At 66.1% G+C, this 17,299-nt stretch carries 13 protein-coding genes, 1 riboswitch and 1 other annotated feature; of the genes, 9 read left to right on the plus strand and 4 right to left on the minus strand.

The genetic code is table 11. The features are described 5' to 3' along the window. Nucleotides 1-70: 70 nt before the first annotated feature. Complete coding sequence (locus tag Q9K23_RS04370) at nt 71-1,867, plus strand: acetyl/propionyl/methylcrotonyl-CoA carboxylase subunit alpha (RefSeq protein WP_053778016.1); 1,797 nt, start codon at nt 71-73, stop codon at nt 1,865-1,867. A 24-nt stretch (nt 1,868-1,891) separates the two neighbouring features. Next, complete coding sequence (locus Q9K23_RS04375; RefSeq protein WP_020792106.1) at nt 1,892-2,242, plus strand: hypothetical protein; 351 nt, start codon at nt 1,892-1,894, stop codon at nt 2,240-2,242. A 39-nt stretch (nt 2,243-2,281) separates the two neighbouring features. Here the strand turns inward: Q9K23_RS04375 and Q9K23_RS04380 are convergent, their stop codons facing one another. Next, nucleotides 2,282-2,824 carry an NTP transferase domain-containing protein gene (locus Q9K23_RS04380; RefSeq protein WP_020792109.1) on the minus strand — a complete coding sequence of 181 codons (543 nt, stop codon included), beginning with the start codon at nt 2,822-2,824 and terminating at the stop codon, nt 2,282-2,284. A gap of 228 nt (nt 2,825-3,052) precedes the next feature. Between Q9K23_RS04380 and uraD (Q9K23_RS04385) the strand changes: the two genes are divergently transcribed. The 4 genes from uraD (Q9K23_RS04385) to metE all read left to right on the plus strand — a co-directional run bounded on the left by uraD (Q9K23_RS04385) (nt 3,053) and on the right by metE (nt 9,266). Next, entirely contained in the window at nt 3,053-5,038 is a 1,986-nt protein-coding gene (gene uraD, locus Q9K23_RS04385; protein WP_053778033.1) for a 2-oxo-4-hydroxy-4-carboxy-5-ureidoimidazoline decarboxylase, read from the plus strand. A gap of 10 nt (nt 5,039-5,048) precedes the next feature. Further along, nucleotides 5,049-5,570, plus strand: coding sequence for a 2-oxo-4-hydroxy-4-carboxy-5-ureidoimidazoline decarboxylase (gene uraD, locus Q9K23_RS04390; RefSeq protein ID WP_053778017.1), 522 nt, complete (start codon nt 5,049-5,051; stop codon nt 5,568-5,570). A gap of 24 nt (nt 5,571-5,594) precedes the next feature. Then, a complete protein-coding gene (uraH, locus tag Q9K23_RS04395) occupies nt 5,595-5,921 on the plus strand; it encodes a hydroxyisourate hydrolase (protein WP_020792111.1) in 327 nt (108 codons plus the stop codon). Between the two features lie 742 nt (nt 5,922-6,663). Continuing rightward, nucleotides 6,664-6,826: riboswitch (cobalamin riboswitch) on the plus strand. A 163-nt stretch (nt 6,827-6,989) separates the two neighbouring features. Further along, nucleotides 6,990-9,266, plus strand: coding sequence for a 5-methyltetrahydropteroyltriglutamate--homocysteine S-methyltransferase (metE, locus tag Q9K23_RS04400; protein WP_053778018.1), 2,277 nt, complete (start codon nt 6,990-6,992; stop codon nt 9,264-9,266). 695 nt (nt 9,267-9,961) lie between these two features. Here metE and Q9K23_RS04405 read toward each other — a convergent pair. Next, on the minus strand, nt 9,962-10,843 hold the full coding sequence (locus tag Q9K23_RS04405; protein ID WP_020792107.1) for an HNH endonuclease signature motif containing protein: 882 nt from the start codon (nt 10,841-10,843) through the stop codon (nt 9,962-9,964). On the opposite strand from Q9K23_RS04405, the gene Q9K23_RS04410 reads away from it, so the two are divergent. Next, nucleotides 10,830-12,097 (plus strand): IS3 family transposase gene (locus Q9K23_RS04410; protein WP_305950401.1). Its coding sequence is split into 2 segments (ribosomal slippage): nt 10,830-11,103 and nt 11,103-12,097, totalling 1,269 coding nucleotides; the frame shifts between segments, so codons are not numbered across the junction. The two genes, Q9K23_RS04405 and Q9K23_RS04410, sit on opposite strands and share 14 nt — an antisense overlap. Beyond that, nucleotides 11,099-11,233: a sequence feature (AL1L pseudoknot), on the plus strand. Its footprint overlaps the gene before it by 135 nt. Here Q9K23_RS04410 and Q9K23_RS04415 read toward each other — a convergent pair. Both Q9K23_RS04415 and Q9K23_RS04420 read right to left on the minus strand, forming a co-directional pair. Continuing rightward, complete coding sequence (locus Q9K23_RS04415) at nt 12,070-12,912, minus strand: DUF222 domain-containing protein (RefSeq protein WP_082365660.1); 843 nt, start codon at nt 12,910-12,912, stop codon at nt 12,070-12,072. The genes Q9K23_RS04410 and Q9K23_RS04415 overlap by 28 nt on opposite strands. 982 nt (nt 12,913-13,894) lie before the next feature. Beyond that, entirely contained in the window at nt 13,895-14,788 is an 894-nt protein-coding gene (locus Q9K23_RS04420) for an AraC family transcriptional regulator (protein WP_053776096.1), read from the minus strand. 203 nt (nt 14,789-14,991) lie between these two features. On the opposite strand from Q9K23_RS04420, the gene Q9K23_RS04425 reads away from it, so the two are divergent. Further along, a complete protein-coding gene (locus Q9K23_RS04425; RefSeq protein WP_020794453.1) occupies nt 14,992-15,579 on the plus strand; it encodes a flavin reductase family protein in 588 nt (195 codons plus the stop codon). A 44-nt stretch (nt 15,580-15,623) separates the two neighbouring features. After that, complete coding sequence (locus tag Q9K23_RS04430; protein ID WP_053776091.1) at nt 15,624-17,237, plus strand: 4-hydroxyphenylacetate 3-hydroxylase N-terminal domain-containing protein; 1,614 nt, start codon at nt 15,624-15,626, stop codon at nt 17,235-17,237. Nucleotides 17,238-17,299 lie beyond the last annotated feature (62 nt).

The raw sequence follows: 17,299 nt of genomic DNA on the forward strand, positions 1-17,299 counted from the left end.
GGACGCCGTGCCGAACCGCCCCGTGGCGCGCACGCGACGCGGCGCCCCCAAGTAAGGCCCAGGAGAACAAGTGCCCAGTCCCTCTGCCATCAGCAAGGTCCTCATCGCCAACCGTGGCGAGATCGCCGTCCGTGTGATCCGTGCCGCCCGTGACGCCGGGATCGCCAGTGTCGCGGTGTACGCCGAGCCCGACGCGAACGCGCAGTTCGTCAAGCTCGCCGACGAGGCCTTCGCGCTCGGTGGTCAGACCTCGGCGGAGTCGTACCTGGTCTTCGACAAGATCCTCGACGCCGCCAAGACCTCCGGCGCCGACGCCATCCACCCCGGCTACGGCTTCCTCTCGGAGAACGCCGACTTCGCCCAGGCCGTGATCGACGCCGGCATCACCTGGATCGGCCCGTCGCCGCAGTCGATCCGCGACCTCGGCGACAAGGTCACCGCCCGCCACATCGCCCTCAAGGCCGAGGCCCCGATGGCGCCCGGCACCAAGGACCCGGTCAAGGACGCCGACGAGGTCGTCGCCTTCGCCAAGGAGTACGGCGTGCCGGTCGCGATCAAGGCCGCCTTCGGTGGCGGTGGCCGCGGCATGAAGGTCGCCTACACCATCGAGGAGATCCCCGAGCTGTTCGAGTCGGCCACCCGTGAGGCCATCTCGGCCTTCGGCCGCGGCGAGTGCTTCGTGGAGCGCTACCTGGACAAGGCCCGCCACGTCGAGGCCCAGGTGATCGCCGACCAGCACGGCAACGTCATCGTCGCCGGTACCCGCGACTGCTCGCTGCAGCGCCGCTTCCAGAAGCTGGTCGAGGAGGCCCCCGCGCCGTTCCTGACCACCGAGCAGCGCGAGCGCATCCACTCCTCAGCCAAGGCCATCTGCCGTGAGGCCGGTTACTACGGTGCCGGCACCGTGGAGTTCCTGGTCGGCAACGACGGCCTGGTCTCCTTCCTCGAGGTCAACACCCGCCTGCAGGTGGAGCACCCGGTCACCGAGGAGACCTCCGGCATCGACCTCGTGCGCCAGCAGTTCCGCATCGCCCAGGGCGAGAAGCTCGAGATCTCCGAGGACCCGACCCCGCGCGGCCATTCCTTCGAGTTCCGCATCAACGGCGAGGACGCCGGCCGCAACTTCCTGCCGGCCCCGGGCCCCATCACCGTCTACCGTGAGCCGTCCGGCCCGGGTGTGCGCGTCGACTCCGGCGTGGTGGCCGGCGACGTCATCGGCGGCCAGTTCGACTCGATGCTGGCCAAGCTGATCGTCACCGGTGAGACCCGCGAGCAGGCACTCGAGCGTGCCCGCCGTGCTCTGGCCGAGTTCGAGGTCGAGGGCCTTGCCACGGTGCTGCCGTTCCACCGCCACATCGTGTCCAACCCGGCGTTCATGGGTCACACCGACGAGAACGGCGTCGAGTCGTTCGACGTCTACACCAAGTGGATCGAGACCGACTGGGTCAACCCGATCGAGCCCTACACCGGTGGCGAGGCCATCGAGGACGACACCACTCCGCGACAGAACATCGTCGTCGAGGTCGGTGGCCGCCGCGTCGAGGTGTCGCTGCCGGGCGATCTGGCCCTCGGTGGCGGGGGTGCCGGCGGTGGCGCCATCCGCACCAAGCCCAAGGCCCGCACCCGCAAGAAGGGCGGCGCCGCCGCTGCGTCGGGTGACGCCGTCACCGCACCGATGCAGGGCACCGTGGTGAAGGTGGCCGTCGAGGAGGGTCAGACCGTGGCCGCCGGTGATCTGGTGGTGGTCCTGGAGGCCATGAAGATGGAGAACCCGGTCACCGCCCACAAGGACGGTGTCGTGACCGGACTGGCCGTGGAGGCCGGTGCCGCGATCACCCAGGGCACCGTGCTCCTGGAACTGAAGTGACGTTCGCCTGATCGGGTTGCCGTAGTGGAACCCATCGAGATCAACGCCGGGACGTGGTATCTGCGGGCGCTTCGCGCCGACGAGCGGATCACCGACGTCCCGGCGTTGTCGGCTCTCGGGATAGATCAGCCCGCCACGTATGTCGCTGCGGCCGAACATGATTGGCACACCGAGACCCGATTCACCTGGGCGGTGTGCATCCCCACCACCGGCGAGCTCGTCGCCGTGATCGGGGTCGACGCCGACCGCGGCCTGTGGGGTCGTTGCCGTGACGGCCACGACGAGGCACTCACCACGGCGATCGGCCCGGTCACACGGTTCGCCGACGGCGCGCTCGGACTCGGTGCCGTGGGGCCCCTCACCGACGGGCTCTGAGATCCCGATCGCCGGATCCCGATCGCCGAATGTCCGGGGTCAGTCCGGCACGTCGTGATCGACACCGGTCGCGAGATCACCGCATTCCACCACCGTGACGTCGTCACGGCCGCGCAGATAGGTCTGTGCACCGACGTCACCGGCCAGGACCGCCCGGACGCCGCACAGATGGTCCGCGCCCAGATACACCGGATGACCGGACCGACCGTCGTAGACGGCGCGGACGAGCGCGTCCCGCCGACCGCCCGCGGTGGCCACGATCCGCGCCACCACGTCGGACCCCACGTCCGGCGTGTCAACAACATGTAAAACAACCCCGTCCATCTCGGGCCGATCGGCGACGTGATCGAGTACCGCACGCACACTCGCCGAGACTCCCACAGCCCAGTCCGGGACCGTCACCGCCTGCGACTCCGGCGGCGGATCGACGAGTGCGGCCCCCATCGCGACCAGCACCTCGGCGCACCCGCCACGTCGCAGTGCATCGACCGCGATGTCGAGCCACTCTCCTTGCTGGGCAAGGATTTTCGGGATACCAAATCTTCTGCCCCCGCCGGCCGCGAGAACCGCACCGACATCCATGGCCGATCCCCTTTCCGACGGTGACGAAGACCCGGGTCCACCACGCCCACGGTAGTGCCGCCCGACGGCATCAGACCACCGAACAAGGCGTGGTTACACCACCGCAATATACGATCACGCGGTCGCGAGAACCGTTGCGCGGGTCCACTATTTAGCTGCTGATGCGGTGGTGTTCCTCATCCATCATCGCCGCATCGAACTATGTTCATCCGTCGCAGGGAGATGGCGATGTCCACCGACTCGGCCCCAGCCGCATCCGTACCAGCCAAGCGCAAGCGGGTTCATCCCGTCGACCAGGTGCCACCCCCCGGCAGACTGGTCGCGCTCGGTGCCCAGCATGTCGTCGCCTTCTACGCCGGTGCGGTCCTCGTCCCGCTGCTGATCGCGCGGGCGATCGGCCTCGACAACGAGGCCCTCACCATGCTGATCACCGCCGATCTGTTCACCTGTGGCATCGCCTCGCTGCTCCAGTCGGTCGGTATCTGGAAGATCGGCGTGCGCCTCCCACTGCTGCAGGGCATCACGTTCGCGACCCTCGCCCCGGTGATCCAGATCGCCAATCAGCACGGCGGCGGACGCGTCGGCCTGCAGACGGTGTACGGCGCGGTGATCGCGGCGGGCGTCTTCACCTTCCTGATGGCGCCGTTCTTCGCGAAGCTGATCCGCTTTCTGCCGCCGGTGGTGACCGGAACACTGATCACCATCATCGGGGTGTGCCTGATCCCGGTGGGTGCCGGGGATGCGGTGACCGATCCCAACCAGCACCTCAAGGATCCGGGCAACTGGAAATGGGTCTGCTACGCCCTGGGCACCATCCTGCTGATCGTGTTGATGCAACGGTTCTTCCGCGGCTTCATGGCCACCATCGCCATCCTGCTGGGTCTGGTGGTGGGCACCTTCGTGGCCTGGCTGTGCGGTGACGCGCACTTCTCGTCGGTCGGCGAGGCCGACTGGCTGGGCTTCACCCCGCCGTTCGCGTTCGGCTGGCCGCAGTGGGACATCGTGGCGATCGTGTCGATGATCGTGGTGCTACTGGTGGTCGCGGTGGAGTCGACCGGGTCGATCTTCGCCACCGGTGAGATCGTCGGCAAACGCATCAAGTCCGACGACGTGGCCGCGGCGGTCCGGGCCGACGGCGTCGCCACCATCATCGGCGGGTCGTTCAACTCGTTCCCCTACACCGCGTTCTCCGAGAACGTCGGCCTGGTGCGCCTGACCGGCGTGAAGAGCCGATGGGTGGTGGCCTGCGCCGGTGTCATCATGATCATCCTGGGGCTGCTGCCCAAGCTGGCCAAGGTGGTCGAGTCGATCCCCGCCCCGGTGCTCGGCGGTGCCGCCCTGATCATGTTCGCCACCGTGGCGATCGTCGGCATCCAGACCCTGACCTCGGTGGACTTCACCGATCACCGCAATCTGATCATCGCCGCCACCTCGCTCGCGGTGGCGCTCTACGTCCAGTTCTCGCAGTCGTCGGCACCGACGACGGTGATCGAGAAGGGTGCCCCGGTCGACGTCCCGGCATTGCCCGGTGTCGACCAGGCGATGCCCGACCTGATCCTGCAGATCCCGTTCTCGACCGGCATCACGATGGGTGCGATCACCGCAATCCTGTTGAACCTCTTGTTCTTCCACATCGGGAACAAGGGTCCGGCGGTGGCCGGCGGCGGCGCCATCACCCTCGACGAGGTCAACGAGATGAGCGTCGAACAGTTCCGGGAGACCTTCGGCGAGGTGGTCCAGGGGGTGGACTGGGTGCTCGACCGCGCCTTCGACCAGCGGCCCTTCGACGACGTTCACGACCTGCGCAGCGCCTTCCAGGAGGCGATGCTCACCGGCAGCGACACCGAACAGCTCGACCTGATCCGCGCCTTCCCCGATCTGGGCGCCGAGGACGAGGAGACCGGCGAACTGCAGGCCGTCGATCACAAGGGGCTCTCGCACCTCGAGGAGACCGAGCACGAGAACGTGGTGAACCTCGCCGCGGCGTATCGCGATCACTTCGGCTTCCCGCTGGTGATCTGTGCACGCGAGACCGAACGCTACGACCGGGTGCTGCGCAGCGGCTGGGCGCGGATGGACAACTCGTCGACGTCGGAGAAGTCGTTCGCGCTGATCGAGATCGCGAAGATCGCCAACTACCGGTTCGACGATCTCGTCGCCGATGCGAACCCGATCACCTCGGCCCGGTTCTCGCGTCAGCCCGAACTCTCCTAGGCTGGTCTGCGTGCGAAGAGTCGATTGGCGAGGTTTGTCCAGTTTCAACGAGCTCAGTGAGCGGCAGGCCATCAGTACCCTCTACGAATGCTGCAGTTCGTCGATCTGGGCGCTCCGCGTCGCCAGGGCACGGCCGTTCACCGACGACGACGCCCTGCTCGACTATGCGGACCTGATCCTCGCCGAACTCACCGAGAGCGATCTCGACGAGGCGTTGTCGGGACATCCGCGGATCGGTGACCGCGCCGACAATCCGTCCTCGCAGCGCGAGCAGTCGGGCGTCGTCGGCGCCGAGGCCGCGGTGCTGTCCGAGTTGAAGGAACTCAACGCGGCCTACGAAGAGCGCTTCGGCCACGTCTATCTGGTGTTCGCCAACGGTCGTCCCGCCGCGGAGCTGCTGGGCATCCTCAAGGAACGCATGCGCAACGACCCGGACACCGAGCGCCGGGTGATGCGCATGGAACTGGGCAAGATCAACCGCAGCCGCCTGACCCGGATGCTCACGCCCGCGGTCGAGTATGTTGACGACTGATCCGAGCAGAGGAGCAGCAACGCGATGACCGGTTTGTCCACCCATGTCCTGGATGCCACATCCGGTACCCCCGCCGTCGGGATGTCGGTGATCCTGCAGGACGCGGCCGGCGGCGAGCTGGCGTCGGGGGTCACCGACGCCGACGGCCGCATCGGGCAGGTGAGCACGCAGCCACTGGTCCCGGGCATCTATCACCTGGTGTTCGAGACCGGTGAATGGTTCTCCGACAACGACATCGAGGCCTTCTACCCCGAGGTCGACATCTGCTTCACCGTCGACGACGCCGATCGCCACTACCACGTGCCGGTGTTGCTGAGCCCGTTCGCCTACTCGACGTATCGGGGCAGCTGACCCCGACGGTGATCGAGCCGGCGTCCTCGGCGGCGAGCAGACTCCTCACGATGGTTGAGCGCGACGCACCCCACACGATGGTTGAGCACAACGCACCCCCCACGATGGTTGAGCAGGACGTCCTCGCGCAGCGAGGCCGACCGTCCGTCGAAACCTCTGCAGATTGCGCTGGGAGCCAACCACCCCACACGATGGTTGAGCAGGACGTCCTCGCGCAGCGAGGCCGACCGTCCGTCGAAACCTCTACAACGTCACGCCGGAAGCCGGCCAACACCGAGGTGCTCACGTTCCAACGTTGACCTGCGGAGATTTCGACACGCCTCGTCGCTCCGCTCCTCATCGGCTCAATCAGCCACAAACGATGGTCGAGCAGGACGCACCCCACACGATGGTTGAGCAGGACGTCCTCGCGCAGCGAGGCCGACCGTCCGTCGAAACCTCCCTCACCCACCGCTGGAACGCACCCTCGCTCCGCTCCTCATCGGCTCAATCAGCCACAAACGATGGTTGAGCAGGACGTCCTCGCGCTAGCGAGGCCGACCGTCCGTCGAAACCTCTGCAACGTCACGCCGGGATCCGGCCACCCACGCGTACGGGCCCGCGACGTCGGTGCCGATAGCAGAGCCGTTTGCCGTGCTGCGGTATGGCTGGCCTATGATGGGCGGCGCAGTTGGTTCGCCGGCCGGGATGTCATGGAGCCCCTACACCCGATCGTCGGCGTCGAGCCCGTGCGATGTCTCACGGCGTCGGGCGGGCGAGAGGGAATCCGGTGTGACTCCGGAACTGTCCCGCAGCGGTATGTCGAAACGACCGCCGTCACATGCACTGGGCCCCGCGCCCGGGAAGCGACGGCCAGTAGGTTCCGCGGAGTGATCCGCGCCTGTCGACGAGTCCGAAGACCTGCCTCCTGTACCGGCCGCGCCGCGGTCGGTGGCTCGTCGCCTCGTGGACTGGGTGCAGGTCGGACATGCTGACTTCGAGGTCGTCTTCTCACGTACCTCTCTGGGGCTGCCCGCCGCACCTGCAATGGCGACGACCGTCGGAAACCATTGCAGGAGTGAATGTCTCATGTCCGAGAGGACCAACTCACCCTTTACCGCGACCGTACTCGGTGCTCCCCGGATCGGTCCGCGTCGTGAACTCAAGCGTGCCATCGAGGGCTACTGGGCGGGCCGTGTGGACGCCGCCGAGCTCGAGGCGACCGCTGCCGGCCTGCGTGCCGACACCATCGCGCAGCTGTCGGCCGCCGGGCTCGATTCGATCCCGGTCAACACCTTCTCCTACTACGACCAGGTGCTCGACACCGCGGTGATGCTGGGCGCCCTGCCCGAGCGGGTCGCCGCGATCTCCGATCCGCTGGACCGGTATTTCGCCGCCGCGCGCGGTACCGCCGACGTCGCTCCGCTGGAGATGACCAAGTGGTTCGACACCAACTACCACTACCTGGTTCCGGAGATCGGTCCCGACACCACCTTCACGCTGAACCCGGAGAAGGTGCTGGCCGAGGTCGCCGAGGCGCGCACCGCCGGGGTGAACGCACGCCCCGTGGTGGTCGGGCCGATCACCTTCCTGGCGCTGTCCAAGCCGATCGGTGCGGGTTCGCCGCTGGACCGGATCAACGAGCTGCTCCCCTGCTACCTGGAGCTGCTGCGTGTGCTGGCCGAGGCGGGTGTCGAGTGGGTGCAGATCGACGAGCCCGCCCTGGTCACCGATATCGCCTCGGGTCTGCCCGCGCTGGCCGGGTCGGTGTACTCGGCGCTGGCACAGGCGTCGGCGCGTCCGAAGATCCTGGTCGCCACCTACTTCGGTGACGCCGGAGAGGCACTGCCGGCACTGGCCCGTTCCGGTGTCGACGGTGTGGCGGTGGATCTGATCGAGGGCCGCCTGGAGAGCGTCGTCGACGTCCCGGAGCTGTCGCGTCTGCATGTGGTCGCCGGTGTGGTCGACGGCCGCAACATCTGGCGCACCGATCTGGAGAAGGCTCTCGCCACCCTGGGTACCCTGCTGGGTTCGACCGGTTCGCTGGCGGTGTCGACGTCGTGCTCGACGCTGCATGTCCCCTACTCGCTGGAGCCGGAGACCGAGCTCGACGACAACCTGCGAGGCTGGCTGGCGTTCGGTGCCGAGAAGTACACCGAGGTCGCCACCCTGTCGCGGGCGCTGACCGGCGGACGTGAGGCAGAGGCCGCCGCGTTCGACGCCTGTGCTGCCGCGTTGGCCACCCGCGCCACCGATCCGCGCGTGCACGTCGACGCCGTCCGTGAGCGTCTGGCTGCGGTGAACGATGCCGACGTCACCCGTGGCGAGGCCGCCACCCGTCTGGCCGCGCAGAACGAGCGGCTGAACCTGCCGGCGTTGCCGACCACTACGATCGGCTCGTACCCGCAGACCTCGGCGATCCGTCTGGCGCGTGCGGCACTGCGCAAGGGCGAGATCGATCAGGCCGGCTACGAGCAGAAGATGCGCGACGAGATCAAGTCCGTCGTCGACCTGCAGGAGCAGATCGGCCTGGACGTCCTGGTTCACGGTGAGCCGGAGCGCAACGACATGGTGCAGTACTTCGCCGAGCAGCTCGACGGGTTCTTCGCGACCGTCAACGGCTGGGTGCAGTCGTACGGTACGCGTTGTGTGCGCCCGCCGATCCTGTTCGGCGATGTGGTGCGTCCGCGCCCGATGACCGTCGACTGGATCACCTTCGCCCAGACGCTGACGGCGAAGCCGGTCAAGGGCATGCTGACCGGTCCGGTCACCATTCTGGCGTGGTCGTTCGTCCGCAACGATCAGCCGTTGTCGGAGTCCGCCGATCAGATCGCCCTGGCGATCCGCGACGAGACGGTGGATCTGGAGAAGGCCGGCGTCGGCATCATCCAGGTCGACGAGCCGGCCCTGCGCGAGCTGCTGCCGCTGCGCAACGCCGACAAGCAGGCGTACCTGGACTGGGCGGTGCGGGCGTTCCGGCTGTCGACGGCCGGTGTCGAGGATGCAACCCAGATCCACACGCATCTGTGCTACTCGGAGTTCGGTGAGGTCATCGGCGCGATCGCCGAGCTCGACGCCGACGTCACCTCGATCGAGGCGGCCCGGTCGCATATGGAGGTGCTCGACGACCTCAACAGCGTCGGGTTCGCCAACGCCGTGGGTCCGGGTGTCTACGACATCCACTCCCCGCGCGTGCCCGGCACCTCGGAGATCGAGACCTCGCTGGCCGAGGCACTCAAGGCCGTCGGCCCGCAGCGTCTCTGGGTGAACCCGGACTGTGGCCTGAAGACCAGGACCACCGATGAGGTCACCGAAGCACTGACCAACATGGTCGCCGCAGCGAAGTCGGTTCGCGCCGGCGCCTGACATCGGCGGAGGTTTCGGCTCAACCATCGGCATCAACGCCATGATTCGATGGTTGGGCCGGGACCGACCCTGAAGCTCAAGGTCCAGTGTCCGCAATCACGGCACAATTTGGTGGTTGAGCCGGGACCGAGCATCGCGAGGACCCGAGTCGAAACCCGGCGAGTCAACGCTGTCGGTGACCAACCTCGAACCTGGTGGTTGCGTTCCGAGATCGGCCGGCGGAGGTTTCGACTCGACTTGTCGCTACGCTCCGCGTCGGCTCAAACACCAACGGCGGCAACCTGTTTGACGATCACCACCTTTGGTGGTTGAGCCGGGACCGAGCGTAGCGAGGACCCGTGTCGAAACCTGGTGAGTCGGCGGTGTCGGCACCAACCTCGAAGCAAACGGCGCCCGCGCAACACTCCGCGTCAGCTCACCTATCAACGGCCGCACCATGATTTGGTGGTTGGCCGGGACCGAGCATCGCGAGGACCCGAGTCGAAACCCGGTGAGTCGACGGTGTCGGTGACCACCTCAAACCGGGTGGTTGCGTTCCGAACCCGGCCGGCGGAGGTTTCGACACGACTTGTCGCTACGCTCCGCATCGGCTCAACCATCAACGGCGGCAACCGTATTTGGTGGTTGAGCCGGGACCGAGCGTAGCGAGGACCCGTGTCGAAACCTCGTGAGTCGGCGGTGTCGGTGACCGCGGTTCATAGTCCGGCTGATTTCATCGCCGCCCGGAATGCGTGGGCGTGGGGTGTGTCTGCGGTGAACAGTCCGGGCGTGATCACGTCGAACACGTTGATTCGGTTGAGGGTGAATCCGCCACGTTCGAGTGGGGTACGGCCGTGGATTTCGGCGCGTACCTGTTCGAGGTTGGCGAAATAGTTGTGTGCCACGTCGGGTAATCGGTTGATGAGGCGTTCGGTGGGTGGGGCGCCGGGTTCGGCGTTCTGTTGCCACCAGGTGCGGCCTTCGTCGGGTCCGGACTCGATCTTTCCGGTGCTGAACTGGCCGGGTTGGTCACCGACCATTCGGTGATGGGTGGGGCACAGGGCGGCCAGTTCGATGATGTCGGTGCGGCCGCCGCGGGCGTAGTCGGTGACGGCGTGGTGGATTTCCATGTAGGCGGCCTGCCGGTCGCAGCCGGCGGCGGCGCAGTGGTGTCCGTCGGGGGCGGAGAACAGGGCCAACCGTTGACCGGGGGTGGCGATCCGTTTGGCTTGCCCGAAGTACAGGGGGACGGCGGTGTGGTTTTTGAACACCGACAGATACATCTGTGATTCGGGGAGTAGGTCGATCAGGTCGGGGATCGGGAGCAGGGTGCCGGTGGCGGTGATGGCGTGGCCGGTTTCGGCGGCGAGGTCGGCGAGGTCGGTTTTCACGATCACCTGGATGGGGAGGCCGCGGTTGGTTTTACCCAGCATTCCGTCGGCGAACACGGCGTTGAGCATGGCTTTGACTGCGTCGTGGTTGCGTTGGGCTTGGCTGCGGGTGTCTCGGGTTTCCGCGGCTGTTGTCTGGGTGAATCCCCCGGGGTTTCGTGCCGCTTCCTTTTGAGTCAGGAAGGATGAGCACATGCCGAAGAACATTGATCCCGAGGTCAAGGCTCGTGCGTTACGGATGTTGGCCGAGCATGGCGGGGAGTACTCGTCGACGACGGCAGCAGCTGCAGCGATCGCGAAGAAACTCGGAGTGAGTAAAGAGACGGTGCGCCGGTGGGCGGTGCAGGCCGAGGTCGATGGGGGCCGGAGGCCCGGGGCCAGCAGTACCGAGCTCGCCGAGCTGAAGCGTGTGAAGGCCGAGAACAAGCGGTTGCGTGAGGACGTCGAGGTGTTGAAAGCGGCGACGTCTTTCTTCGTGGGGGAACTCGACCCCCGCAATCGATGATCATCAGCTTCATTGATGAGATGCGTACCAAAGGTGTTGCGGTCGAGTCGATCTGCCGAGTCCTGTCTGAGCAGGGCTGTCAGATCGCCGCACGCACCTATCGGGCCTGGCGGTCGCGTCGGCCTGCCGGACGCACCCATTCCGATGCGGTGACGGTGGACAGGATTCGTGATATCGCTTGGCGGACCGATGGTCGTGGGCGGCGTCGGCTGACGCCCGAAGGGCTGTACGGGCGTGAGAAGATGCGTGCTCTGCTGCACCGGACGTGCCTGCCGGGGGTGTCTGTCGGATCGGTTGATCGGGCGATGAAGGTGTTGGAACTCAACGGTATTCGTCGTTGTACGAAGATTCGGACGACGATCCCTGCAGCGGGTGGGAAACGGGCTGGTGACTTGTTGAACCGGGAGTTCACCGCGCCGGCCCCGAACCGGGTGTGGGTCACCGATTTCACCTATGTGCGGACCTGGCGGGGTTGGGTGTATGTCGCGTTGATCCTCGATGTGTATTCCCGCCAGATCGTGGCGTGGCATGCGTCTACGTCGAAAACGGTTGAGCTGGTGATGATTCCGCTTCGGATGGCGCTCTCGGAGCGGGAGCGGGAAGGTCGGCCGGTGGTGGCGGGCGAGTTGATCCATCACAGTGATGCGGGTTCGCAATATACGTCGTCGGCCCTGACGGGCACGCTTGATCTGGAATCGATCACCGCGTCGATCGGATCGGTGGGCGACGCCTACGACAATGCGCTGATCGAGTCGACGAACGGCCTGTACAAGACCGAGTGTATCCAGACCACGGTGTTCCACGCTGGGCCCTACAAGGACCTCTCGGACGTCGAATACGCGACCCTGGGTTACGTCGACTGGTTCAACTCGACTCGGCTGCACGGGTCGATCGGCTTGGTCCCGCCCAACGAGTACGAGGCTGCCTACTATGCTGGGGTCACTACCAGCAGGTAGCCCACCAACGAGGTGGCACGAAACCTGGGGTGCTTCAGGGCGGGGGCGATGACTTCGGTGGCGCGGGCGTCTCCGGCCGGGGAGGATTCGTCGTCGGGGTTGTTGACGCCGGGTTGACCCCAGGCGGCGAACAGGGTTTCCAGGTGGGCCCGTAGGACGGGGTCGATGGTGCCGGTGAGTTTCGACATGCCGTCGATGCCTTGTTTGCCCAGCCAGAGTCCGCGGCGGCGGTGGCGGTCGGGTTTGTCGATCAGGCTGCCGTCGGGGTCGAGTCGGGCCATCAGTTCGGCGGCGAGGTCTTTGACCTGGTCGACGGGGTATTGGGTGGCGAGCTCGGTGATGGTTTGTTCGGCGGCGACTTTCACGTCGTGGGGCAGTGCGACGGGTAGGGCTTTGACGAAGTCGAGGACGACGGTGATGTGGGAGGGTCCGACGTGGCCGGCGGCGAACGCGGCGGCGAGGGTGGGGCATTCGGGGGTGACGGGTTCGCCGGTGATGGTGGGTGGGGTTTGGGTGTTGCGGACTTGACGCATACGGCGGGTGATGTCGGAGGCGTGTAGTTCGTTGCCGGCGAAGGCGTGCATCGAGGTGTGTCCGTGTTTGCGGGGGATGCCGCGTACGGATAGTTCCATCCATTGTCGGTCGCCGTGGTAGGTGAGGCGCGACAGTGTTTGTTCGGTGGTTTTCGCGACGGTGATGAGGTCGGTGTCGGGGCAGCGGGTGAGGTCGGTGGCGGCGAGGAGGTCGAGGCCTTGGGTGATCAATGCCAATGCGTGTGCGGCGTCGGGTGGCATTGTGGTTGTCGGGTCTGACATGTGGTCTCACCCCCCGGGTTCGAGTGCGTGTCTCTAGTGTACCCGTTTCTTCGAACGGGTGTGCAGGATTTGGTGAAACTGTTTGTGGTGGTGGGTGTTGGGTGGTGGTTGGGTTCCGAGTTCGGCCGGCGGGGGTTTCGACACGACTTGTCGCTACGCTCCTCGTCGGCTCAACCATCCATGACGGCAACCACATTGGGTGGTTGAGCCGGGACCGAGCATCGCGAGGACCCGTGTCGAAACCTCGTGAGTCGAGGATGTCGGCGTCCACCTCAAACCTGGTGGTTGCGTTCCGAGTTCGGCCGGCGGGGGTTTCGACACGACTCGTCGCTACGCTCCTCGTCGGCTCAACCATCCATGACGGCAACCACATTGGGTGGTTGAGCCGGGACCGAGCATCGCGAGGACCCGTGTCGAAACCTCGTGAGTCGAGGATGTCGGCGCCCACCCCGAACCCAGTGGTTGCGTTCCGAGCCCGGCCGGCGGGGGTTTCGACACGACTTGTCGCTACGCTCCTCGTCGGCTCAACCATCCATGATCGCAACGTCATTGGGTGGTTGAGCCGGGACCGAGCGAAGCGAGGACCCGAGTCGAAACCTCGGTGGGTCACCTCGGGCGGTGACCACCTCGACCGTGGGTTGCGTTCCGAGCCCGGCCGGCGGAGGTTTCGACACGACTTGTCGCTACGCTCCTCGTCGGCTCAACCATCCATGCTCGCAACGTCATTGGGTGGTTGAGCCAGGACAGAGCGTCGCGAGGACCCGTGTCGAAACCTCGTGAGTCGAGGATGTCGGCGCCCACCCCGAACCCAGTGGTTGCGTTCCGAGTTCGGCCGGCGGGGGTTTCGACACGACTTGTCGCTACGCTCCTCGTCGGCTCAACCATCCATGGCAGCAACCTCATTCAGTGGTGAGCGAGGACCCGAGTCGAACCTCGTGAGTCGACGATGTCGGTGCTCTCGCTACGCTCCTCGTCGGCTCATCTACGTCTCCCGCATGACCTGCGACGGGGTGAGGCCATAGCGTTTGCGGAATGCACTCGCGAAGCGACCGGAGTGGGTGAATCCCCACCGGATCGCGATGTCGGTCACCGAATCCGATGCCCCCGCGGCCAACTCGTCGTAGACACCACGCAGTCGCAAGTCGGTGAGGCATTCTCGAGGCGTCTTCCCCACGTACTCGCGGAAACCCTCTTGGAGCCGGCGCACACTCACCCCGGCCACCTCGGCCATGTCGCCGGCCGTCCACGCACGTGCCGGATCGGCACGCATGGCGTCGAGCACGCGGGTGACGATCCTCGGTCGTGGCGCACCGACCGCCTCCGGCCCGGGCAACGCCGCAAGCAGGAATGCGTCGGTCAGCGACGCCGCCAGCTGATCGGCGACGAGCGGATTGGCGAGCAGCGGATCGTCGGCGGGCTGTGTGGCCACCGAGCGCACCAGCCGAAACCAGCTCGCCGCCTCGGGCCGCGACAGGTCGACCTGCCCGGGGATCTGCGCGTCGGTGTCACCGGAGATCCGCACCGCCTCCCGTTGCACGAGGTCGCGGGCGATCTTGACGCCGACGATGGTGCACCCACTCGACCACCGCGTGATGTCCGACGGCATGTCCGGCGGGTTCACGGTGGCCAGCCCACTCGTCGACACCACGGTGCGGCCCGCCACCGTGGTCTCCAGTACGCCGCCCAGCGGCACGTTGATGCCATAGGCACCGGGATGGTCGGATCGGACCGCCACCTCGGCACCCCAGCCGATCCGCGCGATCCGTAACTGGCCGACCACCGTCACCGCGACATCCACCGACTGCTCCGGCTCGTGTGCCTCACGCGGCCGGAGCTCGTGCGGAAAGTATGCCTCCGACACCGTGTCGGACACCATGTCCCAGCCGCCGTCGCCGGCGATCCCGATTCGTTCGACCGTCACCTCATGTCACCTCCCGACCCCGCTCACCGCGACCGGAGATCCGGTCTTTTCACTCGACTGCGCTTTTCGGATGGACGTCGCGTTCAGCGGCTCGTCAACGGCGCGGGGTCGACCTATGTTCTACCTCACATTCTGCTCCAGAGGAAAGGCGAACCACAATGGAGAAGAAGCAGCTACAGAACATCTTCGGACAATTCGCCAGTGGCGTCACGGTGATCACGTGCACCAACACCGACGGGCAACCACACGGTGCCACGGTCACGGCCTTCACCGCGGTCTCGCTGGAGCCGCGGCTGTGCCAGGTGACCCTGACCCGAAAGTCCAAGGCGTGCAGCTACTTGTCCGATGCACCGTTTGCGGTGAACATCCTCGCCGCCGACCAGCTCGACATCGCGATGCACTTCGCCGGACGCCCCACTGAACCCGGTCCCACCTGGGCCGACGGCCCGTGCGCCCCGATCCTGAAGGGCAGCGCAGCAGTCCTCAGCTGCAAGCCCTGGCGCAGCTACGACGGCGGCGACCACATCATCTTCATCGGCGAGATCGTCGAGGCGGAGGCATCCGGAAAGTCACCACTGCTGTACTACCGCAGCACCTTTCATGACCTCGGCGAACCCAGTTCGACGTCGGCGTGGAGCCTGTGCGCCGACGACCCGCACTCGGGCTGGTTCGACTCCAACACCACCTTCACACCCTTTCACCTGACCCGCGAACAGCATTCGGCCCAGCCCTCCGTACCCGCCTGATTCATAACGAGTTTCGACAGATCCATCAGAAAGAGGTATCAATCGTGACCACCATCGAACGCCCCGAAACCGACGAGAACGGTGCACCGCAGACCAATCCCGCCGCCGACAGCCCTGCCAACCAGACCAAGAACTTCGCGTCGCGTCCGATGACCGGTGACGAGTACATCGAGTCCCTCAAGGACGGCCGCGAGATCTGGCTGCACGGCGAACGGGTCAAGGATGTCACCACGCATCCGGCGTTCCGCAATCCGATCCGCATGACCGCCCGTCTGTACGACTCGATGCACGACCCGGCCACCCGCGACAAGGTCACCACCTCCACCGACACCGGCAACGGCGGCGTCACCATGCCGTTCTTCAAGGCCCCGAAGTCCAGCGCGGATCTGATCGTCGAGCGCGATGCGATCGCCGAGTGGGCACGCATGACCTACGGCTGGATGGGCCGCTCCCCCGACTACAAGGCATCGTTCCTGGGCACCCTGCACGCCAACAAGGACCTCTACGCGCCGTTCGAGGCCAACGCCGAACGCTGGTACCGGGAGTCGCAGGAGAAGGTCCTCTACTGGAACCACGCCATCATCAACCCGCCGGTGGACCGCCAGCTCCCGCCGGACGAGGTCGGCGACGTGTTCATGAAGGTCGAGAAGGAGACCGACGCCGGCCTCATCGTCTCGGGTGCGAAGGTGGTGGCCACCGGCTCGGCGATCACCAACTACAACTTCATCGCGCACTACGGTCTGCCGATCAAGAAGAAGGAATTCGCGCTGATCTGCACCGTCCCGATGGACGCACCCGGCATCAAGCTGATCTGCCGGTCGTCCTACACCCAGCACGCCGCGGTGATGGGCTCGCCGTTCGACTATCCGTTGTCGAGCCGGATGGACGAGAACGACACGATCTTCGTCTTCGACAAGGTGCTCGTGCCGTGGGAGAACGTCTTCATGTACGGCGACGTCGAGCGCATCAACGCGTTCTTCCCGCAGTCCGGCTTCCTGCCGCGGTTCACCTTCCAGGGATGTACCCGTCTGGCGGTGAAGCTCGACTTCATCGCCGGCCTGCTGATGAAGGCACTCGACTGCACCGGCTCCGGCGGATTCCGCGGTGTGCAGACTCGCGTCGGCGAGGTCATCGGCTGGCGCAACCTGTTCTGGACGATCACCGACGCCATGGCCCACAACCCGGAGCCGTGGATCGGCGACACCGTCATCCCGCGCCTCGAGTACGGCCTGATCTACCGGATGTTCATGATGCAGGGCTACCCGCGGATCAAGGAGATCATCGAGCAGGACGTGGCGTCGGGCCTGATCTACCTGCCGTCGAGTGCCGCCGACTTCAAGAGCCCTGACGTGCGCCCCTACCTCGACAAGTATGTGCGCGGTTCCGACGGGATCACCGCCGTCGACCGCGTCAAGGTGATGAAGGCGCTGTGGGATTCGATCGGCAGCGAGTTCGGTGGTCGCCACGAACTGTACGAGCGCAACTACTCGGGCAACCACGAGAACGTCAAGGCCGAGTTGCTGTTCGCGGCGCAGAACCGTGGCGGCGTGGACCAGATGAAGGGTCTCGCCGAGGCCTGCCTGGCCGAGTACGACCTCGACGGCTGGACCGTGCCGGACCTGATCGGCAACGACGACGTCAGCTACTTCGGCAACTGATACCCACTCGGCGCAGGCGGGCGCCCCGGCCGACGGACCGGACGCCCGCCTGCCAGGTCGAA

The sequence above is a fragment of the Gordonia sp. NB41Y genome (assembly GCF_030718915.1).
GTDB lineage: Bacteria > Actinomycetota > Actinomycetes > Mycobacteriales > Mycobacteriaceae > Gordonia > Gordonia desulfuricans.